The organism is Mycobacterium sp. IDUB_5 (assembly GCF_055419565.1).
Window position 1 is genome coordinate 351,408 of record NZ_JBVAXX010000003.1, and the last position, 24,811, is coordinate 376,218.

Annotated in this window: 19 protein-coding genes; 9 read left to right on the plus strand and 10 right to left on the minus strand. The window is 69.5% G+C overall.

Annotated elements, in window-relative coordinates; all coding sequences use genetic code 11:
- Positions 1 to 30 precede the first annotated feature (30 nt).
- On the minus strand, positions 31 to 645 hold the full coding sequence (locus tag ACZY1G_RS11035; protein ID WP_463814303.1) for a TIGR03086 family metal-binding protein: 615 nt from the start codon (positions 643 to 645) through the stop codon (positions 31 to 33).
- An 85-nt stretch (positions 646 to 730) separates the two neighbouring features.
- On the opposite strand from ACZY1G_RS11035, the gene ACZY1G_RS11040 reads away from it, so the two are divergent.
- Genes ACZY1G_RS11040 through yhjD form a run of 3 tightly spaced genes read left to right on the plus strand, consistent with a single transcriptional unit; the run spans position 731 to position 3,228 of the window.
- Positions 731 to 1,132 carry a MarR family winged helix-turn-helix transcriptional regulator gene (locus ACZY1G_RS11040; protein ID WP_463814868.1) on the plus strand — a complete coding sequence of 134 codons (402 nt, stop codon included), beginning with the start codon at positions 731 to 733 and terminating at the stop codon, positions 1,130 to 1,132.
- A gap of 16 nt (positions 1,133 to 1,148) precedes the next feature.
- Positions 1,149 to 2,162: a tryptophan--tRNA ligase gene (gene trpS, locus ACZY1G_RS11045; RefSeq protein ID WP_463814304.1), complete on the plus strand. Its 1,014-nt coding sequence runs from the start codon at positions 1,149 to 1,151 to the stop codon at positions 2,160 to 2,162.
- A 13-nt stretch (positions 2,163 to 2,175) separates the two neighbouring features.
- A complete protein-coding gene (gene yhjD, locus ACZY1G_RS11050) occupies positions 2,176 to 3,228 on the plus strand; it encodes an inner membrane protein YhjD (protein WP_463822378.1) in 1,053 nt (350 codons plus the stop codon).
- Positions 3,229 to 3,241: 13 nt separating this feature from the next.
- Here the strand turns inward: yhjD and ACZY1G_RS11055 are convergent, their stop codons facing one another.
- Positions 3,242 to 4,456 carry a D-alanyl-D-alanine carboxypeptidase family protein gene (locus ACZY1G_RS11055; RefSeq protein ID WP_463814306.1) on the minus strand — a complete coding sequence of 405 codons (1,215 nt, stop codon included), beginning with the start codon at positions 4,454 to 4,456 and terminating at the stop codon, positions 3,242 to 3,244.
- 152 nt (positions 4,457 to 4,608) lie between these two features.
- Here ACZY1G_RS11055 and ACZY1G_RS11060 point away from each other — a divergent pair, with 152 nt between their 5' ends.
- The gene (locus ACZY1G_RS11060; RefSeq protein WP_463822379.1) at positions 4,609 to 5,751 is read left to right on the plus strand and encodes a metallophosphoesterase; all 1,143 of its coding nucleotides are present in this window, start codon (positions 4,609 to 4,611) and stop codon (positions 5,749 to 5,751) included.
- A 124-nt stretch (positions 5,752 to 5,875) separates the two neighbouring features.
- Positions 5,876 to 6,046, plus strand: a complete 171-nt coding sequence (locus ACZY1G_RS11065; protein ID WP_463814308.1) for a hypothetical protein — start codon at positions 5,876 to 5,878, stop codon at positions 6,044 to 6,046.
- Positions 6,047 to 6,107: 61 nt separating this feature from the next.
- Here the strand turns inward: ACZY1G_RS11065 and ACZY1G_RS11070 are convergent, their stop codons facing one another.
- The 4 genes from ACZY1G_RS11070 to ACZY1G_RS11085 all read right to left on the minus strand — a co-directional run bounded on the left by ACZY1G_RS11070 (position 6,108) and on the right by ACZY1G_RS11085 (position 9,499).
- On the minus strand, positions 6,108 to 6,410 hold the full coding sequence (locus ACZY1G_RS11070; RefSeq protein ID WP_463814309.1) for a hypothetical protein: 303 nt from the start codon (positions 6,408 to 6,410) through the stop codon (positions 6,108 to 6,110).
- Between the two features lie 160 nt (positions 6,411 to 6,570).
- The gene (locus ACZY1G_RS11075) at positions 6,571 to 7,572 is read right to left on the minus strand and encodes an SMP-30/gluconolactonase/LRE family protein (RefSeq protein WP_463814310.1); all 1,002 of its coding nucleotides are present in this window, start codon (positions 7,570 to 7,572) and stop codon (positions 6,571 to 6,573) included.
- Positions 7,573 to 7,595: 23 nt separating this feature from the next.
- Complete coding sequence (locus ACZY1G_RS11080; protein WP_463814311.1) at positions 7,596 to 8,984, minus strand: aspartate aminotransferase family protein; 1,389 nt, start codon at positions 8,982 to 8,984, stop codon at positions 7,596 to 7,598.
- The gene (locus ACZY1G_RS11085) at positions 8,981 to 9,499 is read right to left on the minus strand and encodes an Lrp/AsnC family transcriptional regulator (RefSeq protein ID WP_335333206.1); all 519 of its coding nucleotides are present in this window, start codon (positions 9,497 to 9,499) and stop codon (positions 8,981 to 8,983) included. Before ACZY1G_RS11085 ends, ACZY1G_RS11080 begins: the two co-directional genes overlap by 4 nt.
- Positions 9,500 to 9,622: 123 nt before the next feature.
- Here ACZY1G_RS11085 and ACZY1G_RS11090 point away from each other — a divergent pair, with 123 nt between their 5' ends.
- A complete protein-coding gene (locus ACZY1G_RS11090; protein WP_463822380.1) occupies positions 9,623 to 11,116 on the plus strand; it encodes a gamma-aminobutyraldehyde dehydrogenase in 1,494 nt (497 codons plus the stop codon).
- An 89-nt stretch (positions 11,117 to 11,205) separates the two neighbouring features.
- Here the strand turns inward: ACZY1G_RS11090 and ACZY1G_RS11095 are convergent, their stop codons facing one another.
- From ACZY1G_RS11095 to ACZY1G_RS11110, 4 genes are all read right to left on the minus strand, one after another.
- Positions 11,206 to 16,449 carry a PE family protein gene (locus ACZY1G_RS11095; RefSeq protein ID WP_463822381.1) on the minus strand — a complete coding sequence of 1,748 codons (5,244 nt, stop codon included), beginning with the start codon at positions 16,447 to 16,449 and terminating at the stop codon, positions 11,206 to 11,208.
- A gap of 292 nt (positions 16,450 to 16,741) precedes the next feature.
- Entirely contained in the window at positions 16,742 to 17,602 is an 861-nt protein-coding gene (locus ACZY1G_RS11100; RefSeq protein ID WP_463822382.1) for a universal stress protein, read from the minus strand.
- 9 nt (positions 17,603 to 17,611) lie between these two features.
- The gene (locus ACZY1G_RS11105; protein ID WP_463822383.1) at positions 17,612 to 19,123 is read right to left on the minus strand and encodes an APC family permease; all 1,512 of its coding nucleotides are present in this window, start codon (positions 19,121 to 19,123) and stop codon (positions 17,612 to 17,614) included.
- A gap of 62 nt (positions 19,124 to 19,185) precedes the next feature.
- Positions 19,186 to 20,880 carry an APC family permease gene (locus ACZY1G_RS11110; RefSeq protein ID WP_463822384.1) on the minus strand — a complete coding sequence of 565 codons (1,695 nt, stop codon included), beginning with the start codon at positions 20,878 to 20,880 and terminating at the stop codon, positions 19,186 to 19,188.
- 385 nt (positions 20,881 to 21,265) lie between these two features.
- Between ACZY1G_RS11110 and ACZY1G_RS11115 the strand changes: the two genes are divergently transcribed.
- From ACZY1G_RS11115 to ACZY1G_RS11125, 3 genes are read left to right on the plus strand one after another with little or no spacing between them, the layout of a single operon-like run.
- Entirely contained in the window at positions 21,266 to 22,357 is a 1,092-nt protein-coding gene (locus ACZY1G_RS11115; protein ID WP_463822612.1) for a polyprenyl synthetase family protein, read from the plus strand.
- Positions 22,357 to 23,865, plus strand: a complete 1,509-nt coding sequence (crtI, locus tag ACZY1G_RS11120; protein ID WP_463814317.1) for a phytoene desaturase family protein — start codon at positions 22,357 to 22,359, stop codon at positions 23,863 to 23,865. Before ACZY1G_RS11115 ends, crtI begins: the two co-directional genes overlap by 1 nt.
- Complete coding sequence (locus tag ACZY1G_RS11125; protein ID WP_463814318.1) at positions 23,862 to 24,809, plus strand: phytoene/squalene synthase family protein; 948 nt, start codon at positions 23,862 to 23,864, stop codon at positions 24,807 to 24,809. Before crtI ends, ACZY1G_RS11125 begins: the two co-directional genes overlap by 4 nt.
- Positions 24,810 to 24,811: the final 2 nt, after the last annotated feature.

Below are 24,811 nucleotides of genomic sequence, written 5' to 3' on the forward strand. Positions count from 1 at the left end.
GCTAGCTCGGGCGGTGAGCTGGGACGGCGGTTATGCCGCGGTCGCCGCAGTCCAGGCCGGGTTGCGTCCGAGGTGGCGCAGCAGCTGGGCGAGGACGTCGCCGTCGCTCGGCGGCAGCGCGCGGGCGAATGGCGACGCGAGATCGTCCCGGAATTCGCCGTCGGGTACCGCGAGCACCAGCGGTGTCACCGCCTCGAGCACCTCGGTCGGCGGGGCGAACGGTGCTCCCAGCGACACCGCGACGTCCCAGCTGTGCACCACGTAGTCGACGAAGTGGAAGCCCATCGCCGTCTCGCCGATCACGGTGACGTCGGCCCCGAACTCGGGGAGCGCGAACATCGCTTGGTCCACACCGGGTCGGGCGAACGCCGCAAGCACATCGGCTGCCGCGGCGGCGTAGGTGCCTGCGGGATCCGTTGCGATCGCCGCGGCGAGCGGTTCGGTGCGCCACACGTCGATATCGGCGCCGAGACCGCGCGCTGCGGCGGCGAAGCCGCGGTGTTGAGCTGTCATGTGGGTGAGCAGATCTCCCAGCGTCCACCCGGCGCACGGCGTATGCCGGTCGAGGTCGCCGGGGCGGACGAGGGCGACGATGTCCATCGATGTGGAGACGGCGCGGTGATGCTGAAGAGAAAAAGTATGCATAAGCATATGATATGCACATGCATATAATTGCGCAACGCCTACGCTCTGATTCGTGGATTCGCCCCGTCCCGACCTGGCTGCCCTGATGGCCCCGCTCACGCGTGACCTCGTGGCCGCTGAGGAACCGATACTGGCCGAGCATGGCCTGACGATGTGGGGTTATGTGGTGCTCTCGGCGCTGGACCGAGGAGCGATCCGCACCCAGGCGGCCTTGGCCGAGGCCATCAACGCTGACAAGACGCGCATCATCCGCACGCTCGACGACCTGCAGGACCGGGGTTATCTCGACCGCGTCGCCGACCCCGCGGACCGACGCGCCCGCGTGCTGGCCATCACCGAGGAGGGCCGACGGGTCAAGAACGCGGCGCAGACGCAGATCCAGCGCGGGGAGGAACGTTGGCTCAGCGTCCTGAACGCCGAGGAGCGCCGGGTGTTCCTGCGCGCCCTCCGCCGGATGGCCGCCGGACAAAACGATGACCGCGCGTGAAAAACTGGTCATCACCATGAGCACTTCAGCCAAGCCCGTCGTCTTCTCCGGCGCGCAACCGACGTCCGACTCCCTGCATCTGGGTAACGCGCTCGGCGCGGTCGCGCAGTGGGTGGGTCTGCAGGACGGGCACGACGCCTACTTCTGCGTGGTCGATCTGCACGCGATCACGCTGGCCCAGGACCCCGCGACGTTGCGCCGGCGCACGCTGGCCACGGCCGCGCAGTACCTGGCCCTGGGTGTCGATCCGTCCCGCGCCACGGTGTTCGTCCAGAGCCACGTCCCCGAGCACAGCCAATTGGCCTGGGTGCTGGGCTGTTTCACCGGGTTCGGGCAGGCGTCGCGGATGACGCAGTTCAAGGACAAGTCCGCCAAGCACGGCGCTGATGCGCAGACCGTCGGCCTGTTCACCTACCCGATCCTGATGGCCGCCGACGTCCTTCTCTACGACACCGAACTCGTGCCGGTCGGCGAGGATCAGCGCCAGCACCTCGAGCTCGCCCGCGACGTCGCGCAGCGCGTCAACGCGCGCTTCCCCGACACGTTCGTCGTCCCAGAACCGATGATCCCCAAGGCGACGGCGAAGATCTACGACCTGGCCGACCCCACTGCCAAGATGAGCAAGTCCGCGGCCACCGATGCCGGGTTGATCAGCCTGCTCGACGATCCGGCGCGCACCGCCAAGAAGATCCGCTCCGCCGTCACCGACAGCGACCGCGAGATCCGCTTCGATCCTGACGCCAAGCCGGGGGTCTCGAACCTGCTGACGATCCAGTCAGCGGTCACGGGCACCCCGGTCGAGGCTCTGGTCGCGGGCTACGCCGGCCGCGGCTACGGTGACCTGAAGAAGGAGACGGCCGACGCCGTCGTCGAGTTCGTCACCCCTATCAAGGCGCGGGTCGACGACTACCTCTCCGACCCGGCCGAACTGGAGAATGTGCTGGCCGCAGGCGCGCAGCGTGCGCGTGAGGTGTCTGGCAAGACGGTGGCACGGGTATACGACCGGCTGGGATTCCTCGCACCGCGATAACGGGAGGCTGACGATGACGGCGCCGGACGGTTCGGCCTCCCCGGAAAATGCCGAGGACAAGCCCGGGTTGCTGGATCGGCTGCGGGCGCGCATGCCGTGGTTCGACCACGTGATGCGGGCCCAGGGGCGCTACAACGACAGCAAGGGCGACTTCTATGCCGCCGGCATCACCTATTTCACGATCTTCGCGTTGTTCCCGCTGCTCATGGTCGGGTTCGCGATCGGCGGTTTCGTGCTCACCTATCAGCCGGAGTTGCTCGAGCAGCTCAAGGCCAAGATCGCAGGAGCGGTCAGCGGAGACCTGGGGCAACAAGTCACGCAGCTGATGGATTCGGCGATCGACTCACGCGGCACCGTCGGCATCATCGGGCTCGCCACCGCGGCGTGGGCCGGTCTGGGCTGGATGGCCAATCTGCGCGAGGCGCTGAGCCAGATGTGGGGTCTCTACCGCGAAGAGCAGCCGGGCTTCGTCAAGACCAAAGTGTCCGATCTGCTGGCGCTGCTGTCGACGTTCGCCGCGATCGTGGTGACGGTGGCGCTCTCGGCGCTGGGGAGCCGCTCGGTGACGGGCAGTGTGCTCGAATGGCTGGGCATCCCCGAGTCGCCGGTGCTCGGAGTGCTGCTGCGCATCGGGTCGATCGCGGTGTCGCTTCTGGTGTCCTGGCTGCTGTTCACCTGGATGATCTCGCGGCTGCCGCGGGAGTCGACGAGCTTCCGCAGCAGTGTGCGCGCCGGCCTGCTGGCCGCGGTCGCGTTCGAGGTGTTCAAGCTGGTGGCGTCGATCTACCTGAAGTCGGTACTGACGGGCCCGGCGGGCGCCACCTTCGGACCGGTGCTGGGCTTGATGGTGTTCGCCTACATCACCGCGCGGTTGATCCTGTTCTCCACCGCGTGGGCGGCGACGATGCCGGAGAACATGGTGGAGGCGCCCATCCCGGCGCCCGGGCCGGCCGTCATCCGCAACCGCATCATCACCAGGCCCGGGTTGGCGCCGTGGCAGGCGGCCGGTGCCGCGGCGGTCGGCGCGCTGGGCGCGCTGGGCTTCGCGCGGCGGCGCAAGCGCTGACGCTGTCCGCCCTCTAGTGTTGGGGCCTGCGGTTGAGCGCCCTGGCGCCCATGATCAGGCAGAACACGATCACCGCGCCGACGACGCCGACGCCGACGCGCACCGGCATGGCGTCGATCTCGGGCAGTGTCGCGCTGGCCTTGCTGGTCGCGGCGGCGGCGGCCGCCGGGTCGGCGTCAGGGGTCCGCAGGGACGGGTCGGGTTCGACCAGGCTGCCGACCTTGGTTCCCGGCGCGGTGGCGTAGCCGTAGTCGAGAAGGTGCGCGGCCTGCTCCCACGGGGCGATGGGTTGCCGCGTGCCGCGCATCAGCACCGCCACGAGACGTCGTCCGCCGTGGTCGGCCGCACCGACGAAGGTCTGGCCGGCGTCGTCGGTGTAGCCGGTCTTGCCGCCGAGCGCGCCCGGATAGTTGGCCAGCAGCTTGTTGTCGTTCTCGATCGGGTAGCTGCCGTCGCCGCGCCCGGGAAACGAAAACTCTTGCGTGTGAACGATATTCGCGAAGACGGGGTTGTTCCATGCGTAGCGGTAGAACAGTCCGACGTCGTAGGCGGAGGTGCTCATGCCCGGCCCGTCCAGTCCGGACGGGGTCGCCACGCGGGTGTCCCGCGCGCCGAGCTTGTTGGCCAGCGCGTTGAGCTTGGTCAGTGTGGCGTCCATGCCGCCCAGTTGCATCGCGAGGGCGTGCGCGGCGTCGTTGCCCGAGTGCATCAGCAGACCGTGCAGCAGGTCGTTGATGGAGTAGAAGCCGCCTTCGCCGACGCCCACCCGCGTGCCCTCGGCGTTCGCGTCCTCCTGGGTGCCCGGCACCACCTTGTGCAACGGCAGGTCGCGGATCGCCTGCATCGCGACGAGCACCTTGATGATGCTGGCCGGGCGGTGGCGGCCGTGCGGGTCGCGGGCGGCGATGACGTCACCGGAATCGATGTCGGCCACGACCCACGCCTCGGCGGAGACGTCGCCGGGCAGCGGGGGAGTGCCCGGCGCGGTGATCACGCCGCACCCGGAGAGCGCGTCGCCGCCCATCGGCTTGGCCGGCACAGGCAGCGGTGCGGGTGGGTCGCCGGATTCCGGAACCTCCGACGCGTCGACGGCGGGCGGGGTCGCCTCCCGGTAGGGGCAGGTGTTCGCCTCGGGGACGGGCTGGGCCGCAGCGACCGGGGCCATCGCCAGCATCGCCGCGCTGAGCAGCGCAGACACCCGCAGTGGGAACGTCGTGAAGGTCGCCATCGGGGTTGAAGGTTAGGCGATCGCGGCTTTCGGATCGGTGAGCCACGCGGTGACAGATGTGAAGAGAGTTTCGCAAGTTACTGGCCGAGCTCGGTGCTCCTCGCCGCTCACTAGGCTGGCGGGACCGCCCGAGCCGCCAAAGAAAGTCATCCATGTTCCTGCTCGTTCTCGGCTCGTTCCTCGGGCTGATGACCCTCTACGTCTGGTTTCGCCTCGTGCGATCCACCACCCGCCCGGGGCGCGTGCGCGGGGTCCTCACCGCGCTGCTGCTGATCTTGACCGCGCTGCTGGTGGCGGCGCTGATGCTCCGGCGCGACCCCGGCGGCTCGAGTTGGGCTGCCTGGCCCGGTTATCTGTGGTTCGGCCTGCTGGCCTACCTGGTGCTGGCGCTGCTTGTTCTCGAGCCGGCACACCTGGTCGCCCGCGTGCGCCGGCGTCGGCGCTCCGCCCATAAGGCGCCCGACCTCGAGCGGCGGCTCTTCCTCGCCCGAGCGGGCGCCATGGCCGCCGGTGCGGCGGCGGTCGGCGTGACCGGTGTCGGCGTCGCTTCCGCGCTCGGGCCGCCCGATGTGGTGCGCGTTCCCGTGCGATTGAACCGGTTGGGTGCGGAGTTCGACGGGTTCCGCATCGCCGTGGTCTCCGACGTCCATCTCGGGCCGCTGCTGGGCCGCCGGCACACCGAGCGGATCGTGCGGATGATCAACGAGACCGAGCCCGACCTGGTAGCCGTGGTCGGTGACCTGGTGGACGGTACGGTCGCGCAGCTGGGGCCCGCGGCGGCGCCGCTCGCCGACCTGGTGTCGCGGGAGGGAACGTTCTTCGTCACCGGCAATCACGAGTACTTCGTCGAGGACACCGCCGAGTGGCTGACCGAGCTCGACCGACTGGGGTTGCAGGTGCTGCGCAACGAGAACACCCGGATCCGCCGAGGCGCATCCGCGTTCGATCTAGCCGGGGTCAACGATCTCGCGGGACGGTCGATCCAGCAGCCACCTGACTTCGACGCGGCGTTGCGTGGCGTCGACGCCTCGACGCCGACGATCCTGCTGGCGCACCAGCCGATCCAGGTGGCCGAGGCCGCGCGGCGCGACGTCGACCTGCAGCTGTCCGGCCACACCCACGGCGGACAGATGTGGCCGTTCCACTACGCGGTGGAGCTGGCCCAGCCCTCGCTGGCGGGCCTGTCGACCGTGGACGGGACGCAGCTCTATGTCTCGCGAGGTGCGGGCTTCTGGGGGCCGCCTGTGCGTGTCGGCGCCCCGCCGGACATCAGCGTGCTCACATTGCGCGGCTGAGTGGGTTTACACCTGCTCGCGGGCGGTTACTTTCTCATCAACTTCACGGCTAACACTGACCGAATCGCTCAGGTGGGCCGAGCACGCTGAAGGAATCCAGGCGATTCAGCGGAAGGACGTTGAGATGGCGACAACAGTGAGCAACACCAACGCGAGCACTGCGGGCGTGGTCGACCTGCGATCACATCCCGCATTCAATGCCTCCGAGCGGCGGGCTTTCGCCATGCAGGAGGCCATGCGCCGTCATCCGTCCTTCCAGTCGCGCACGGGTGCCGCACCTCTGCACTCCATCTGACCCCCCGACAACACAGGGGCACCTCCTCATTGGAGGTGCCCCTGTGTTGTCTGTGGCGTGCTCAGCGCACGTTGACGTAGACCGTCTGGTTGCTCACCGAGCGGGTGTTGTCGCCGTTGGAGGTGGCATTCGGTACCGCCTGGCGGACGTTGGGCCCGTGCGTGACGGACACGACGGACGCCTCCTCGAGCGGCGTGCTGCTCTGCCGGTTGACGACGACGCGGTTGCCCTGCGCCTCGAGTGCGCTGATGGTGTCAGCGGCACTGCCTGCGCCGGACGGGGCGGCGAGCGCGGGGGCGGCGAACCCGAGGACGCCCGCGGTGAGGGCGGCAGCGGCGGTCGTGGTGATCATGAGTGACTTCATGGGGTGCTCTTCCCTTGATCGGGTCGGAGCCGTGGAGCGATGTCGCGCGGTTCTGACTGTGTGAAATTGTCGGTCTGCGACCGGACTTCGTCGTGTGTCCGATACGCGCGGTACAACCAGGCGCTGCCCGCAATGCTTCCCGAATGTTTCGCAGTGTGTCTCACAACACGGTCGAGGCGAGCGCGATGCTGCCGAGATACGGGCCGCCGATGCTGCCCAGCCACAGCCGGTTGTTGCTCTCCACCATGCCGGTGACCATCTGCAGCTGCGGGTGGGTGGTGCGCATTCCGGCGACGGCGGTGCCGTCGTCGGGGTCGAAGGCGACGACCCACACCACCGACTCGGGGGTGGGCTGCAGTCGCTTGGGCAATCGCCAGATCAGGGTCCGCAGGATCGGCGGGCCGGCGGCCAGCCGGTCGGCAAGGCGGTTGGCGGGGGTCACCATCGCACACCAGATGCGCCCGTCGGCGCCGGTGGACAGGTTGTCCGGCATGCCGGGCAGGTTCTCGGCCAACGGCCGCAACGTCCCGGCGTGCGGTCCGGTCAGCCAATACTTCGACAGCCGCCGACCCTGGGTTTCAGCCACGATCAGCGCGGTACCGTCGGCGGTCGGCGTGACCCCATTGGCGAAGTACAGCCCGTCCACGACGGTCGTGAGGGTGCCGTCGGGGTCTAGGCGGTGTAGCGCGCCGCGGCCGCGCGCCTCCAGGATCGCGCCGAGGTAGTCGGCCACGGTGAAAGCTGAGGTGGATTCGGTGAAATAGATTGTGCCGTCGTCAGTTTCGGTGACGTTGGAGCAGAACTGCAGCTTTCTGCCCGCCACCGCGTCGACCAGTGTGTCGATTCGCCCGCTGCCAGGATCCAGCGCCAGCAGACCGCGTGGGCTGTCGCAGATCAGCAGCCGGCCGTCGCGCGCGAACGCCAAGCCCAGCGGCCGCCCGCCGGTGTTGGCGATCACCGTCGGCGCGGTGCCGTCGGGCTCGAACCGCACGATGCTGCCGTCGAGGGCGCCGGCCCACAGTCGACCGGCGCCGTCGACGACGACGTCTTCGGGTTCCCCGCCCGGAACGGAGGTCAGCGTGATGTCGGCCGCCGGGAACGCGGGCAGGGCCCCCACCGGGGGAGCCTGCCAGCGGACGGGATCGATGGGCGGTTTGGTCATACCGCCCAGTGTCGCCGACCGATCTACATCCGGCGGCTGGCTTCGCCGAGCACGCTGCTCAGCACGTCGTAGATCGCGTCGAACTCGCGCTGCCCGCAGATCAGCGGCGGAGCCAGCTGCACGACTGGGTCGCCACGGTCGTCGGCGCGGCAGTACAGCCCGGCTTCGAACAGGGCCGGCGTCAGGAACCCGCGCAGCAGCCGCTCGCACTCCTCGTCGTTGAACGTCTCCTTGGTGGCCTTGTCCTTGACGAGTTCGATTCCGTAGAAGAATCCTTCACCGCGGACGTCGCCGACGATCGGCAGGTCGAGCAGCTTCTCCAACGTGGCGCGGAACGCCGGAGCGTTCTCCTTGACGTGGGCGTTGATGCCCTCGCGCTCGAAGATGTCGAGGTTGGCCAGCGCCACGGCCGCCGACACCGGATGCCCACCGAAGGTGTATCCGTGCCCGAACACCGTGGAGCCGTCGTTGAACGGTTCGAACAGTCGGTCGCTGGCGATCATCGCGCCGATCGGGGAGTAGCCCGAGGTGAGTCCCTTGGCGCAGGTGATGATGTCCGGGACGTAGCCGAAATCGTTGCAGGCGAACATCGAACCGATGCGGCCGTACGCGCAGATCACCTCGTCGGAGACCAGCAGCACGTCGTACTCGTCGCAGATCTCGCGGACCCGTTCGAAGTATCCGGGCGGCGGCGGGAAACACCCGCCGGCGTTCTGGACCGGCTCGAGGAACACCGCGGCGACCGTGTCGGGACCCTCGAACTCGATGGCCTCGGCGATCCGGTCAGCGCAGTAGCGGCCGAACGCCTTGGGGTCGGAGCTGAACTGCTCGGGCGCCCGGTAGAAGTTGGTGTTCGGAACGCGGAAGCCGCCCGGTGTCGGCGGGTCGAACGGCGCCTTGAACGTCGGGATACCGGTGATCGCCAGAGCGCCCTGAGGGGTGCCGTGGTAGGCGATGGACCGCGAAATCACTTTGTACTTACCGGGTTTGCCCGTCAGCTTGAAGAACTGCTTGGCCAGTTTCCAGGCGCTCTCGACGGCCTCGCCGCCACCGGTGGTGAAGAAGACGCGGTTCAGGTCGCCGGGTGCGTAGCCGGCGAGGCGCTCGGCCAGCTCGACTGCCGGCGGCGTCGCGAACGACCACAGCGGGAAGAACGCCAGCGATTCCGCTTGCTTGGCGGCAGTTTCGGCAAGCTCGGCGCGGCCGTGTCCGACCTGCACCACGAACAGCCCCGAGAGGCCGTCGATGTAGCGGTTGCCGTTGCTGTCCCAGATGTGGACACCCTCGCCGCGCGTGATGATCGTCGGTGTGATGCCCTCGCCGTGACGGGCGAAGTGACCCCAGAGATGGCGGTTGGCCTTGGCCCCCAGGCCGGAGGTGTCGGTCTGTTCGGTTTCGGAAATGATGGTCATCGGGTACCCCAATTGTATTGCTGTTTAACGAGTTTCAGGTAAACGAGGGTTTCTGTGGATATCACTCCCGGCAGCGCGCGGATCTGGGTGTTGAGCAGTTGCAGCAGATGGTCGTCGTCTTCGCAGACCACCTCGACGATGGCGTCGAAGGAGCCGGCAGTGAGCACCACGTAGTCGACGGAGTCCAGTGCGGCGAGCTTCTCGGCGATCTTGGTGGTGTCCCCGGTGCAGCGCACGCCGATCATCGCCTGACGGGCGAACCCGAGTTGCATCGGATCGGTGACCGCGACGATCTGCATGACCCCGGCGTCGACCATGCGCTGGACGCGCTGGCGCACTGCGGCCTCGGACAGCCCGACAGCCTTTCCGATACCGGCGTAGGACCGCCGGCCGTCTTGCTGCAGCTTCTCGATGATCGCCTTGGACAGTTCGTCGAGCTGGAAGGCGGCACCGGGGCGGGACTGATTCACTCGGAAGGAGACGGGGCCGACGTGCGGAACGCCCGGGTTGACCATGCCTGTGATTGTGCACGGAATCCGTCGTCTCAAGCAACCATAACCATGAAATCACTCGCTGTGAGTCGTTGACGGTGCCGTAATGCGTAGATTTCTCCGGCGTCGGCACGGTAGTTTTGGGCCATGACTGTGGTTTCCGAGACGGATGTCGCCAGCAGCTGGATCGACGGCGAGCCGGTCCGCACCGGCGGCGCCTCGCACACCGTGATCGACCCGGCCACCGGTACGCCCGTGGCCCATATGGCATTGGCCGCCACTGCCGACGTCGACCGGGCTGTCGCCTCGGCACGCGCGGCGCTGTCCGGCTGGGCCGGCGCGACCCCGGCCGAACGCTCGACGGTTCTGGCCACCCTGGCCAAGCTCGCCGACGCGGCGTCGGCGACGCTGGTCGCCGAGGAGGTCAGCCAGACAGGCAAGCCGGTGCGCCTCGCGCGCGAGTTCGACGTGCCGGGCAGCGTCGACAACATCGACTTCTTCGCCGGCGCCGCACGCCATCTCGAAGGCAAGGCGTCCGGCGAGTACTCCGGCGACCACACCTCCTCGATTCGCCGGGAGGCCGTCGGCGTGGTCGCGACGATCACGCCGTGGAACTACCCGCTGCAGATGGCGGTGTGGAAGGTGTTGCCGGCGTTGGCCGCTGGATGCTCCGTGGTGATCAAGCCTGCCGAGATCACCCCGCTGACCACACTGACCCTGGCCCGGTTGGCCAGTGAAGCGGGTTTGCCGCCCGGGGTGCTCAACGTGGTGACCGGTGCCGGCGCCGACGTGGGCACCGCGCTGGCCGGTCACGCCGGGGTGGACATGGTGACGTTCACCGGGTCGACGGCCGTCGGGCGAAAGGTGATGGCGGCGGCCGCGGTGCACGGTCACCGCACCCAGCTCGAGCTCGGCGGGAAGGCGCCGTTCGTCGTGTTCGACGACGCGGATCTGGACGCGGCGATTCAGGGCGCGGTCGCGGGCTCGCTGATCAACACCGGTCAGGACTGCACGGCGGCAACGCGCGCGATCGTCGCCCGCGAGGTCTACGACGACTTCGTCGCCGGCGTCGCCGAGGTGATGGGCAAGGTCGTCGTCGGCGACCCACAGGACCCCGACACCGATCTCGGACCGCTGATCACGCTGGCGCATCGCGCGAAGGTGGCCGACATCGTGGCGCGCGCGCCGGGAGAGGGCGGACGCATCGTGACCGGCGGCGTGGCCCCGGACGGCCCGGGCTCGTTCTACCGGCCGACGCTGATCGCCGACGTGTCCGAGCAGTCGGAGGTGTATCGAGACGAGATCTTCGGTCCGGTGCTCACGGTGCGGCCGTTCACCGACGACGACGACGCGATCCGGCAGGCCAACGACACCGCCTACGGGCTGGCGGCGTCGGCGTGGACGCGCGACGTCTATCGCGCGCAACGGGCGTCGCGCGAGATCCACGCGGGCTGCGTGTGGATCAACGACCACATCCCGATCATCTCGGAGATGCCGCACGGCGGGTTCGGCGCATCAGGCTTCGGCAAGGACATGAGCCAGTACTCCCTCGAGGAGTACCTGTCGATCAAGCACGTGATGAGCGACATCAACGGCGTGGTCGACAAAGAGTGGCACCGAACGATTTTCACGAAGCGGTAGCGCGGGCACCGCGAGCGCGCGTGTCTGCACGCCGACGCGCCGCCACATCTGGCATTCAGCGCACGCTCGCGAGCTGCGAGAGCGCGCCGTCAGCCGTCAGCGCCGGGGAGTCCCGTCGCACCGTTGGTACCGGTTGGTTTGCCTGTGCCGCCTGCACCACCCGCGCCGCCGGACCCGCCCGTGCCGGCGTTCTGCACCGTGGACGCGGTACCGCCGTTGCCTCCTGTGCCGCCCATTCCGCCGTCGCCTCCGGTGCCCGAGCTCGACACGATGGCATTGCCGCCGGCGCCACCTGTGCCGCCAGTGCCGCCGGCTCCGCCGTTCCCGGCGTGCGCATCGCCGAGCGCGGCGCCGCCGGCTCCGCCGGCACCGCCGGCACCGCCCGAGAGACCTTCACCTGCGAATATCCAGGCAGGCTTACCGTCTGCGCCGACACCCCCGCTTCCACCGGTGCCACCGTCGCCTGCCTGTCCGCCGGCGAGCGCCGCTCCGCCGTCGCCGCCGATGCCACCCTTTCCGCCGGGGCCACCGGTGAATGTGATCCCTTTGTCGCCGCCGTCGCCACCTTGACCACCGGCGCCTCCGCGACCGGCAGTGCCATTAGGCGCGGCGGCGCCACCGTCTCCGCCTCGGCCACCCTCGCCGCCGTGTCGGGCGTCGGGCGCGTCACCGGGGAAATTGCCGCCAGCCCCACCGTCGCCGCCCGCTCCGCCGTTGCCGGAGATGCCCGAAATGCCGCCACCCTGCGCGCTCCCGGCCACGCCACCGGCGCCACCCGCGCCACCTGCTCCGCCCGCGCCACCGTCGTCGCTGATCGCATCCCTCGATCCGCCGACACCGCCCGAGGCCCCGGCACCACCGGCACCACCGTCACCGGAGCGACCGGCGCCGAAGAGCTCGCCGCCGTTGCCGCCGCGGCCTCCGGCGCCGCCTGTGCCGGCGCGGCCACCGGGCAGAGGTGTGTGGTCCAACGGGTCTTTGAGGTACTGGTAGGAGCTGTTGCTTGCACCGGCGCCACCCGCACCGCCGTCGCCACCTCTGCCGGCGGTACCGCCCGCAAGGTTCCCGGATGTGCCGACAGCACCGCCTCGTCCGCCGTTCCCGCCATTTCCGCCGTCGGCATCGGCGACGTTGTATAGCCGAGTCGCGAGCTTGGCGCCACCCGATCCGCCTCGGCCTCCGGCACCTGCGTCGCCGCCCACACCGCCGTCGGGCGCCCCTCCGCCGTCTCCGCCGTCGCCTCCGCGCCCGCCTGTGCCGCCTTTTCCGGCGAAGTTCTTCTCGTTGGAGCCGGTGTATCCGCCCGCACCGCCATTGGCGGCGTCCCCGCCCGACCCACCCTTGCCTGCGATGCCGCCGTCGAACACCGCGCCCCCGTTGCCGCCGTTGCCACCGCTTCCGGCTGCGCCGCCACTACCTCCGCCTCCGGTGAGGGGGTACCACTGAGGTCCCAATCCGGCGTCACCTCCGGCGCCGCTCTTGCCACCGTTGCCGCCGCTTCCGGCAGTGCCGCCCCCGGACGCCAATCCGCCGTTGCCGCCCCATCCCCCGTCGCCACCGCGGCCGCCTGCACCGCCGATGCTCATGTAGTTGCTCGCAGAGAAATTGTCCTGCGCGTTACCACCTTGGCCTGCTGTGCCGCCCTTGCCCCCCGCGCCGGCGTTCCCCGCGGTGCCTCCACCGAAGGCGGCACCGCCTGCGCCTCCGTCACCTCCACGGCCACCGTTGCCGCCGTACCCGCCGTTGTAACTCTTGATTCCGCCGATCGCTTGGTCGGCGTCAGCCCCGGAGCCGCCCTTACCGCCGGCGCCGCCGGCTGCGCCGAGGCCGCCGATGCCGCCGGCTCCACCGGAACCTGCAGCGCCGCCCTTTCCGCCGGCGCCGCCAGCACCGCCCGCACCTCCGCTGCCGGAGACGAACTCGAGGCTCGTCGATATCGCGAATCGACCGGAAATGCCGTCAGCGCCATCGCCACCGCTACCCGCCGCTCCGCCTTTGCCGCCGTTGCCATTGCGTCCGCCGGAGGAACTGTTGCCGCCCGCACCACCCGCGCCACCTGCGCCACCTGCGGAGCCGGCGCCGCTGAGGGCGCTGTTGCTCCGCACGCCGTTGGCTCCAGCGCTGCCCGCGCCGCCATCGCCGCCCGTGCCGCCGCGGCCGGCGTTACCGGCCGCGCTCGCCGCGCCCGCGCCGTCACCGGCCTTGCCGCCGGTCCCGGCATTGCCGCCGACACCGCCCGCGCCGCCGGTGAAGCCTGCGCCCCCGACGTTGTTGCCGGCTTTGCTGCCGTTGCCGCCGTCGCCACCATTGGCACCGGCGCCGCCTCGACCGTTCACTCCGCCGGCCCCGGCCTTTCCGCCGTTGCCGCCGTTTCCGCCTGCGCCGCCGGCGTATCCGCTGTTCCCGGCTTGTCCGTTGCCGACGGCGGCGCCGTTTGCTCCGTCACTACCGTCGGCGCCACCGCCGCCGTTGCCACCATTGCCGGAGTTGCCGACCACTCCCGCGGCTCCTGCGCCGGCGCCGGCCTGCCCGCCGTTTCCGGCGTTGCCACCATCGCCGCCGGAGCCGCCGTTGAAACCGTTTGCGCCCAGGTGGGTGCCGGCACGAGTACCGCTGCCGCCGTACCCTCCGTTGCCGCCGCGGCCCCCGTCACCGTTGACTCCGCCCGCCCCGGCGTCACCGCCGCTCCCGCCGTTTCCGCCCCGACCGCCAGCGAACCCGTTGCTCCCCACGCGCGAAAATCCCGGTGTGCCATTGGCGCCGTAGGTGCCGTTGCCGCCGTTCCCTCCTCTGCCGCCCGTACCGGCGGCACCAGTCGAAGCCGTTGCACCGGAACCCGATCCGGCGCTGCCGCCTTCTCCTGCGGCGCCGCCCCTGCCGCCGTCTCCGCCGGCATAGCCGGTCGAGCCGGTGTGATTGCCCCCATTGCTGCCATTACCGCCGGTGCCACCGGTACCGCCACGGCCACCGTCGCCGTTGACGCCGCCCGCTCCCGCGGCTCCACCGGCTCCGCCGTTTCCGCCCGCGCCGCCCGCTTCGCCGGCGTAACCGTCCCGTCCGGCACCGATCCACGCGCCACTGTCGCCGCCGCTGCCGGCGCCGCCGTTTCCACCCGTACCGCCGGAGCCCGAATTGCCGGCGAGACCCGTTGCCCCGGAACCATTTCCAGCGATACCACCTGCACCGGCATCGCCACCTGCGCCGCCGTCACCGCCTCGGAAGCCGGTCCCGCCGGTGTTCGCGCCCGCGCGGCTGCCGTCGCCACCCTTGCCGCCGACGCCGCCCTGGCCTCCGGTGCCGTTGACACCTCCTGCGCCCGCGTCACCGCCCCGGCCTCCGCCGCCGCCTGCGCCGCCGGTGAAACCCGTGTTGCCGTCGCGGCCCGAGCCCACTTCCCGGCCGTCGGCGGCGTCGCCGCCGGCGCCCCCGGTCCCTCCGGTGCCACCGACGCCGGCGTTGCCGGCCGAGGCTCCCAGGCCGCCTGCGGCGCCGCCGGTTCCGGCGTCTCCACCGTCGCCACCGGCACCGCCGGCGGCACCGTCACCGCCGAGGTTTGCAGCGTCGGCGCTGTCGCCCCCGCGACCACCCTGGCCGCCGTTGCCGCCTACACCACCGTCACCGTGGACTCCGGTGACACCGACACCGAGCGCTGTTCCGGCGAGGCCGCCGGTCCCGCCCGTCCCGCCTACTGCACCGCGCCCGCCGCGGCCGCCGGTGCTGCCGGGACGTGTTGCGGCAGTGCCATTTCCGCCGAAGCCGCCGTTTCCGCCCCCACCTCCCGTACCGCCGCGGCCGCCGTCACCGGCGGTGGTGCCGCCCAGTCCACCTGCACCGCCCGCACCACCTGCGCCGCCGTGTTGACCACCATCCCCGTCGCCGCCGGGTTGGTCTGCGTCGTCACCGTCGAGACCGGCGCCACCGTGCCCGCCGATCCCGCCGGCGCCGCCGTCACCGAGGCTTCCGGCATCACCTCCCGCGCCGCCCGCGCCGCCGACCCCGCCGATGCCGGTCTCGGTGTCGCCTGCTGCGTCGCCGCCATCACCGCCCGCGCCGCCGACCCCGCCATTTCCGGTCAGGGTGCCGCCGGCGCCGCCTCGCCCGCCGACACCGCCGGTGCCGCCGCCTTGGCCGCCGTCGCCACCGCCGCCGCCTGCGCTGCCGTCGCCGTTCTCTCCAGCGTCGGCTCCGGCGCCACCAGCGCCCCCGGCGCCGCCTTCGCCGAGCTGTGAGCGTTCGCCGACGTCGCCTCCGCGGCCACCGTCGCCACCCTTGCCCCCGGCAGTGCCGGCGTCAGCGCCGTGGCCGCCGTTGCCGCCGTCGCCGGCGACGACCCCGCCGCGTCCGCCATCGCCACCGCGGCCGTCGTTAACCGTGACGATGCCATTGCCGCCGTCACCGCCGTTGCCGAACATGCCGGCGTCCCCGCCGCGACCCCCGTTGAATCCATTGCCGCCGTTACCGAACAGGCCCCCGCTCCCGCCGTTGCAGGCCAGTCCCGCATTGCACGAATCGGCTGTCCACGAGTACCCGTTGCCGAACAGCCAGCCGCCGTCGGGATCGTCTGCGGTGCCGTTGCCGATCAGTCGGCGAACGTCGTCGTCACCATCGTCGACGGCAGCTACGGCGCTGTAGCCGGTAAAGGTGATTCTCGACCGCTCGCTCACGGCCGGTGAGTTCTCACGGCGATAGAATTCCCAAAGACCTTGAAGCAGAATATGAGTCAACGTCTTGGGAGCCGGTGTCGTGGTGACGTCGAACAGGGCCACTGTAGCTACCGGCGCCGCGGTCCGGATTGGCTTGGTGCCCGCGCTGTGGATGGCAGGAGTGTGGACCGCGACGGGGCGGAGCGCTTCGGGCACCGTGTGCGCAATGGGATCAGATGCGACTTCGTCTCGCTCGGTCGGTGTCGATGAGTTGTCGGTGTTCTCGGAGGGTTCGCCTTCAACACGCGGTACGTCCCTGTGGCCCTTTGTCACGTCGACTTTGTCTGACGGTCCCTCGGTGGCTTCGTCGCTGATGTCGGGTACGTTCCGGCCATCTTCTGTCGAGTCGACTTTGTCTGACGGTTCCTCGGAGGCTTCGTCGCTGATGTCGGGTGCGTCGCCGACGTCAGACGCGTCGCCGTCGTCGGCGGCACCGCCTGCGGTGTGGTCTTCGCGGTCGGTCTTCGAGACCGTGGTAGCACCAGCTGTGCTGGCCTCCGCCGAGTCCGACGTCGAGGACGATTCTCGGGGGCTCGCCCCGTCGTCATCAGCCCAGGCGGGCGATGCGGCAACCACGGCGCCACCCAACCCCAGCACTGCTGCAGCGGTTCCGACCCGAACGACATCCATCGCACGATGCATTGACGACCCCCCGATACCCCGAGCCCGCTTCGCGCATCCTGCGATAGCTGGGCAAACTCAAGGGCACCCTATCCGGCCGAGGTGGTGTGCGCACTAAATCGCAATCAACTGCATCTCTACGCTGGCGAAAATTTGCAAGCGAAACTTGCCGGCAAATTAGCTGTGAGAGCTACGTCGAACACATTTGCCTGCGTCGGTCGTCGGAGACCCACGATCTGAGGCGTTGCGCGGTGAACGTGCAGCGGCGGCAGCATCCGACGCCGAGCGGTAGGCGCGGCCGCTACCCGTCACGGGGCACCACGATCACCGGCACGTCCACCCCGGCGAGGATCCGCGCGGCCGTCGACCCGAGGAAGATGCGGCGCGGAGCGGCGAAGCGCGACGAGCCGACCACGAGCAGGTCGCCGTCGTCCCATGTGAGCTTCTTCAACGCCGACTCCAGCGTCATGCCGTCGGCCACCAGCGATTCGATGTCCGGTGCGTCGGGCAGCGCCCGCGCGGCAACGGCCTGGTTCTCCTCGGCCGCCGCGACCTGAAGCTGGCGAACCTCGCGTGCGCTGCCCGCCTCGGCGAGGTTTTCTGCCGACACCAGGGACAGCATCCGAATCCGCAGGCCCGCCGCGCTGGCGAGCGTGATCGCGAACGGCAACGGGTTGTCGTCACCGGGTCGGGTGGGCACGGCCGCGGTGATCGCGGCGAAGTTGTCGTCGGGGTCTTCGGCATAACCGCGCGGCGCGAGCGCCACCGGCAGCGGTGAAGAGTGCAGCAGCGCGCCGGTGACCGGACCGATGGTGTGCCGGCCGAAGAACCCGTCACGTGCCCCGCCGACCACGATCAGGTCCGACGACTTCTCCTCGGCGACGTCGATCAGCGTCTGCGCGAACGACTCTCCCACGATCACCGACGAGTTCGCCTCGACACCGTCGCGGGCCAACGCGGCCACTGCCCGCCCCACCCACTCCTCGCCCCGCTCGAGCAGCAGGCGTTGGTATTCCTGCCGACCCGGGTGGCCGTCGGGCAGTTCTTCGCGCACGACGAGCACGACGTCGACGGTCGCGCCGAACGTCGTGGCGAGAGCGCTGGCCAGTGCGACGCCATCGTCGCCGGTCGGCGTGGCGAGATAGCCCACGGTCAGGTGCATGGTGAGTCCTTAGAAGACGTCGGGAACCTTGACTTCGGTGCGGGCATTGAGCGTCTCGCCGCGGAAGAACCTCTTGGTGCCGAAGGCGAAGCAGGCCAGCATCAGCGGCACGCCGAGCACCAGCATGCCGATGCCGAGCACGAACACGCCGCCGATCGGGCCGAATGCGGTGTAACCGTAGTCGGGGGAGATCATGTCCTTGGCGCTGATGACGAACGCGGCAGCCATCGCGAGGCCGCCGAGGAGTGGAAAGACGCCGCGGAAGAACAGGTTTCGCATCGAGGTGAACAGTGTGCCGCGGAAGTACCACACGCAGGCGAACGCGGTGATCCCGTAGTAGAACGCCACGGCAAGTCCCAGCGACGCGACCGAATCGGCGAGTGCGTTCTCCGACAACACCTTCAGGAGCAGATAGAAGAACAGCGCGGACACGCCCATCACGATGGTGCCGAACGCCGGCGTCATGTAGCGCGGATGCACGTTCGCGAACCGTTGCGGAATCGCTTCGTAGACAGCCATCGACAGGGTGCCGCGGGCCGTCGGCAGGATCGTGGTCTGCGTCGAGGACAGCGCCGAGACCGACACCGTCAGCAGCAGCGCAGACGCGGCGACGGCGCCGGCCACCGGTTCACCGAGCACGGTCAGCACGTCGTCGGTGTTGTTGGGATTGTTCAGCCCGATCCCGACCTCACCGAAGCCTGCGAAGGACTGCAGCGCGTAGGCCACCAGAACGTAGGTGCACACCAGGATCAGCGTGGTGATCACCGCGGCGATGCCCGGGGTCTTTCCGGGATCCTTGGTCTCCTCGCCGACGGCCAGGCAGGCGTCCCACCCCCAGTAGATGAAGATGCAGAGGATCACCGCCGCCGCGATCGACGACACGTCGAGTCCGCTGGGCCACAGCCAGGACCACTGCGGCGTGATCGCTTGGGCCCCTGCGTTGCCCGAGAACACCCGGACCAGTGCGATGACGCTGACCACGATCAGCACCCCGAATTGGATGACGATCAGGACGTTCTGCACCCGCTCGCTGACGACGATGCCCCGCGCCGAGATCAGCGTCATCGAGATGATGAAGAAGCAGCCCAGCGAGACCGTGGCGACGGGATTGTCGGCCAGCGAGTCCAGGCCGAGGAAGTTGTAGAGGTAGATCGCGGCGACCTCGGCGACGTTGGCCAGCACGATGATCGCCGACACCGCGAGGCCCCACCCGCCGATCCAGCCGATCCACGGTCCGAATGCCTTGGTGCCCCAGGTGAACGTCGTCCCGCAATCCGGGGTGTCCTGGGAGAGTTCCTTGTAGGCGAACGCGACCAGCAGCATCGGCAGGAACGCGAGCACGAACATCGACGGGGCTTTCTCGCCGACTTCGAGAACCACGTAGCCGAGCGTGGCCGCCAGGCTGTAGGCGGGCGCCACCGCGGCCAGGCCGATCACGACGTTGCCGACGAGGCCGAGGGCGCCTGCCTGTAGACCCTTCCCGCCGACAGCGGGTGTCGCCGGTTCCTCCGTGATCGCCATGGGCGGAAATATACGGTCCTGTCAGCTTGCTGGCAGGACAGTGCGTGAAACCTGTGTGAATATCAGCCTTTGGTGAATTCCTCGCCGGTGCGCGGGTCGATCGCGCGCTCACCCGGCGGCAGGTTGGACAGGTCGCGGGCGATGACGGTCGGCATGTCGCCGGCGTCGGGCAGGCCGAAGTGCGGCACGGCCGCCTCTTGATCCGGCACGGTCTCGAGCACGAGGTCGTGGCTGCGCCGGGGCAGCGTCCGGCCGGCGAAGAAGTCCGGCGACGCGATCCGCCAGACGATCATCAACACCAGGCCGAGGATCAGCGCGCCGATACCCACCACCGCGACTGCCCCGACGCCGAAGATCGTGACGTTGTTGCCGTCGTCGTCGGTGAGCCAGTCGGGTTTGGCGTACTGCAGCAGGCCGTAGACGAAGACGACGGTGAGCACGATGCCGCCCAGCAGCGGGACCACGCCGCGCATGACCAGGTCACGTGTGTTGCGGGTCAACGTCTTTCGGTAGAACCACACGCACGCGAAGCCGGTGAGCCCGTAGTAGAAGGCGATCATCAGACCCACCGAGCCGATCAGCGCGGTCAGCAGGTTGGTGCTGATGACGGTGAACAGGACGTAGAACACGGCGGAGACGACACCCATCGCGATCGTCGACGTGGTCGGGGTCAGGTAGCGCCGGTGGATCTTGGCGAACGATTCGGGCAGTGCGCGGTAGACGCCCATCGACAGCGTGGTGCGTGCCGTGGGGAGGATCGTGGTCTGGGTCGACGCCGAGGCCGAGGTCAGGATCGACGCGGACAGCAGCAGCATGCCGATGTGGCCGAGCGTGCTGTCGCCGAACAGGTCCGGCCCGATCGCGGCGAACACGTCGGCGGAGTTGTCCGGATTGCCCAGCCCGACACCCTCGGTTCCGACCCCCGCGAAGGCGACGGCCGCGACGCTGACGAGTGCGTAGGTGGCCAGCAGCAGAAAGGTGGAGATCACCGCAGCCCGGCCTGGGGTGCGACCGGGATCGTCGGACTCCTCGTTGCAGGCGACCGCGGTGTCCCAGCCCCAGTAGATGAAGATCGTGGTCAGGACCGCAGGCGCGATGACGGTGCTGAAGTCCAGCCCGCCGGGCCAGAACCAGGACAGCGACGGCATCAGCGAGTAGCTTTCCGCGGTTCGGGTGTACACCTTGACCAGCGCCACGATGGACAACCCGATCAGGACCACCACTTCGATGGCCAGCAGTGCGTATTGCAGCCTCGCCGACACCTCGATGCCGCGGTAGCAGATGTAGGTCATCACGGCGGTCCAGATGACGCCGGCCACGGTGGACCAGAACGTGCTGTCTGACAGCGTGGCCGCAGCGTCCCAGCCCAGATCTCCGGCGAAGGTGAAGGAGTAGGCCCCCGCGATCTGGGCGAGGTTGGCCATCACGATGACGTCGGCGGCGATGATGCCCCAGCCGCCGAGCCATCCGATGACCGGACCGAAGGCGCGCGAGGCCCAGGTGAAGGTCGTTCCGCAGTCGGGTTCGGCCTTGTTCAACTCCTGATACGCCACCGCGATCAGATACATCGGGATGAAGGAGATCAGCACGATGGCCGGCGCCTTGACCCCGGAGAGGATGGCTCCGCCGCTGGCGATGATGAGGCCCAGCGTGGCGGCCAGGCTGTAAGCGGGAGCCGTGGAGGCCATCCCGACCACGATGCTCGAGACAAGACCGAGCGCCCCGCCTTTGAGTCCTTTGCTTTCCACGCTGGTCATCGCGCCTCCTGCTTGGAATCAGTTGTGAACTCGATCACTATCGACTGATTCCGTCGATTCAGCTACCTCACAGCTTCGGAATCAGTTGGGCGTGCCGCCAGGTGGTGTGGGGTTCGACGTCCGATCCGAATTCCGGGTGATCTCGCCGCCTATACGTGCTTGGCTTTGGAACGGGTACGGGTGATTCAGCGTCGTCTTCAGGGTCGCTGTAGTGAGGGTCGAGTAGCTTCGGTCGGAGATGTGGCGGGCGCCACTGTCGCTCGCCGCGATGCCGACCAATCCGGAGCCGACGGCGCTACGAATGGGTGGTGACGCGGGTCGATCAGGGCGTGCACCAGGAGGGGTCAGCTTGAGAGATGGCAAGTGGACGGGCTCTCGCCTGGTGATGTCGGGCGCACGACCGGCCGATCGGCTCGACGCCTGGCGTGACAGTGTTCGTGAGTCGGTGCGCGGCCATCTTGCCGAGTTCGTGCGATCCGAGTGCGTTGGCCGCCTGGCGGCGGCGAACGTCGACATCGCCGGCGGTCTGCTCGCCGACTTCCTCGACGGCGGCAAGTACGTGCGGTCGACGTTCATGTACATCGGGTGGCTGTGCGGAGGCCACGGGGACGAGCATGAACACCCAGCCGCGATGCGCGCCTCGGCGAGCCTGGAACTGCTGCACGCGTTCGCGCTGATCCAGGACGACGTCATGGATTGCTCGCCGCTGCGCCGCGCCCGGCCTGCCGCGCATGTTTCGTTCAGCCGGTGGCACCGCGAGCGCGGGCTGGCGGGGTCGTCCGATCGGTTCGGCGAATCCGCGGCGATCCTGCTGGGCGATCTGTGCCTGGTGTGGGCCGAGCAGATGCTGCGCCGCAGCGGCGTCGGGCAGCACGCGCTGGATCGGGTGTGGCCCCACTACGACGACATGCGTACCGAGTTGGCGATCGGTCAGTTCGCCGACCTGGTGAACAGTTCACATGCTCTGCCCACCCTCGAGGAGGTCCTCGACGTGCTGCGTCGAAAGTCAGGGAACTACACCGTGCGCAGGCCGCTGGAGATCGGCGCGGTGATGGCCGGGTGTGACGACGACGTCGTCGACGCGCTGTCGGCCTACGGCGCCGCCATCGGCGAAGCGTTCCAACTGCGTGACGATCTCCTCGGAGTGTTCGGCACCCCGTCGCTGACCGGGAAGTCGGCAGGCACCGACATGGAGGAACGCAAGGCCACCAGCGTCATCATCGCCGCCTACCAGCTGGCTGAGCCGCCACTGCGCGATCAGCTGTTCGATCTGATGAACCGCTCGCACATCGATGCCGAGGCCGCCGAGCACTGGCGCAACCTGATCGCAGCCAGCGGTGCCGTGGAGTGGATCGAGGAGCTCATCGCCGATCGGCACAGCCTGGCACTGGACCACCTCGACGCGGTCGAGCTGCCCGATTTCGCCCGAGCCGCGCTGGCCGACATGGCCGTCGCCTGCACCCAGCGGGCGGCGTGATGCGCACCGTCGCCGGGCGCACCGACCGCGTCGTCATCGTCGGAGCCGGACTGTCGGGGCTCTCTGCCGCACTGCAGCTGGCCGGCCGCGGCCGGGCTGTCACCGTCGTCGAGCGCGGCGCCCACCCGGGCGGGCGGGTGGGCCGCGAGGACATCCGCGGCTACAAGATCGACACCGGTCCCACGGTGTTGACCATGCCTGACATCATCGACGACGCGTTCGCCGCTGTCGGTGACTCGCTGGCCGCGCGGTTGCCGATGGAACGGGTCGATCCGGCCTACGAGGCGCGCTTCGCCGACGGCAGCGCGGTGCACGTGCACACCGACGCCGCGGCGATGGCCGCCGAGGTGGAGCGCTTCGCCGGCCGCGAGCAGGCCGACGGCTATCTGCGACTTCGGGATTGGCTGACCCGGCTGTACCGCACCGAGTTCGACGGCTTCATCGGGGCGAACTTCGACTCGCCGCTGTCGCTGGTGACGCCGCAGCTCGCCCGCCTCGCCGCTCTCGGCGGCTTCCGCGGCTGGGAGCGCATGGTGCGCCGCCACATCACCGACGAACGGCTGTTGCGGGTGTTCACCTTCCAGGCTCTGTATGCGGGCGTGCCGCCACAGAGCGCGCTCGCCGCGTACGCGGTGATCGCCTACATGGACACGGTGGCCGGTGTGTATTTCCCGCAGGGCGGGGTCCGGGCGCTGCCCGACGCGATGGCTGCGGCAGCGTCGCACGCTGGTGTCGAATTCATCTACAACGCAACGGTTTCCGAGCTCGAGTTCAGCGGCTCCCGGGTCACCGCGGTCCGCACGGCCGAGGGGGTCCGGGTGCCGGCCGACGCCGTGGTGCTCACCACCGAGCTGCCCGACACCTACCGTCTCGTGCGTCGCACGCCGCGTCGTCCGGTGAAGCTGCGGGCCGCCCCGTCGGCCGTCGTCGCGCACGTCGGTTGCGAGGCGGTCGGAGAGGCCGCCGGGCACCACACGATCCTGTTCGGCGACGCCTGGCATCAGACGTTCCGCGACATCATCGACGACGGCCGCACCATGCGAGACCCGTCGCTGTTGGTGACTCGTCCGACGGCCAGCGACCCGTCGCTGGCCCCGGCCGGTCGCGACTTGCTGTATGTGCTTGCGCCCGCACCGAACACCGATGTGGGCGTGGTGGATTGGGACACTGTGGGGCCGGGCTACGTCGACGACATGATCGACGCGGTCCGCAAGCGCGCGCCGGGTGTCGCCGACGATGCCGAGGTGCTCCACGTCGTGACCCCGGCCGACTGGGGTCGGCAGGGCATGGCCGCCGGTAGCCCGTTCGCGTTGGCGCACACGTTCTCTCAGACCGGGCCGTTCCGGCCGGCCAACACCGTCCGCGGCGTCGACAACGTCGTGCTCGCAGGTTCCTCCACTGTCCCCGGGGTCGGCGTGCCGACCGCGATCCTGTCAGGACGGCTTGCCGCCGATCGCATCACCGGCGTGCACGCCAGCCACCCCACCTCGGAGGTCAACCGCTCATGATCCACACCGAGCTCGACGCGGCGGGTGTTCGGGACCCGTCGCTACGCGACGCCTACCGGCAGTGCCGCAGCCTGAATGCCCGCTACGGCAAGACCTTCTTCCTGGCCACCCGGCTGCTGGCGCCGCGACAGCGGCCTGCCGTGCACGCGCTCTACGGCTTCGCCCGCTTCGCTGACGACATCCTCGACGACCTCGACGATCCGCGCACCGTCGATCAGCGTGCCGAGCAATTGCAGCTGCTGTCGACGCGGCTGTTCAACGCCCTGGTCGAGAACCAGCCCTGCGGCGACGACCCGGTGCTGGCGGCGGTGGTGCACACCGCGCGCAAATACGACATCGGCTGGGATCTGTTCGATGACTTCCTCGCGTCGATGCGGATGGATCTCACGGTGACCGACTATCCGGACCGTGCCTCGCTGGAGAAGTACATGTACGGCTCGGCCGAAGTGATCGGGTTGCAGATGCTGCCGATCCTGGGCACCGTCGTCCCGCGCGACGAGGCCGCTCCGTATGCCGCCGCGTTGGGAAAGGCGTTCCAGCTGACCAACTTCCTGCGCGACGTCGACGAGGACCTGCACCGGGGTCGGGTGTACCTACCCGCCGACGAGCTGGCCGCCCACGGCGTGGATCGGGATCTGTTGCTGTGGTGCCAGGCCAACCGGCGCACCGAGCCCCGGCTGCGTGCCGCGCTGGCCGAACAGCACGCCATCACCCGTAAGACCTACGACGAGGCCCAACCGGGAATCGGCAAGCTCGCTCACGCCTCGCGACCCTGCGTGGCGGCCGCGTCGACGCTGTACTCGGAGATCCTCGACCGCATCGAGGCGTCAGACTTCGACATCTTCGGCCGGCGCGCCACCGTGGGTAAGCCGCGGCGCGCGGTCGTCGCCGCGGCCGGCCTGGGCAAGTCATGGGTGGCCCGTGCCCGGCACGGGAGCGTGTGATC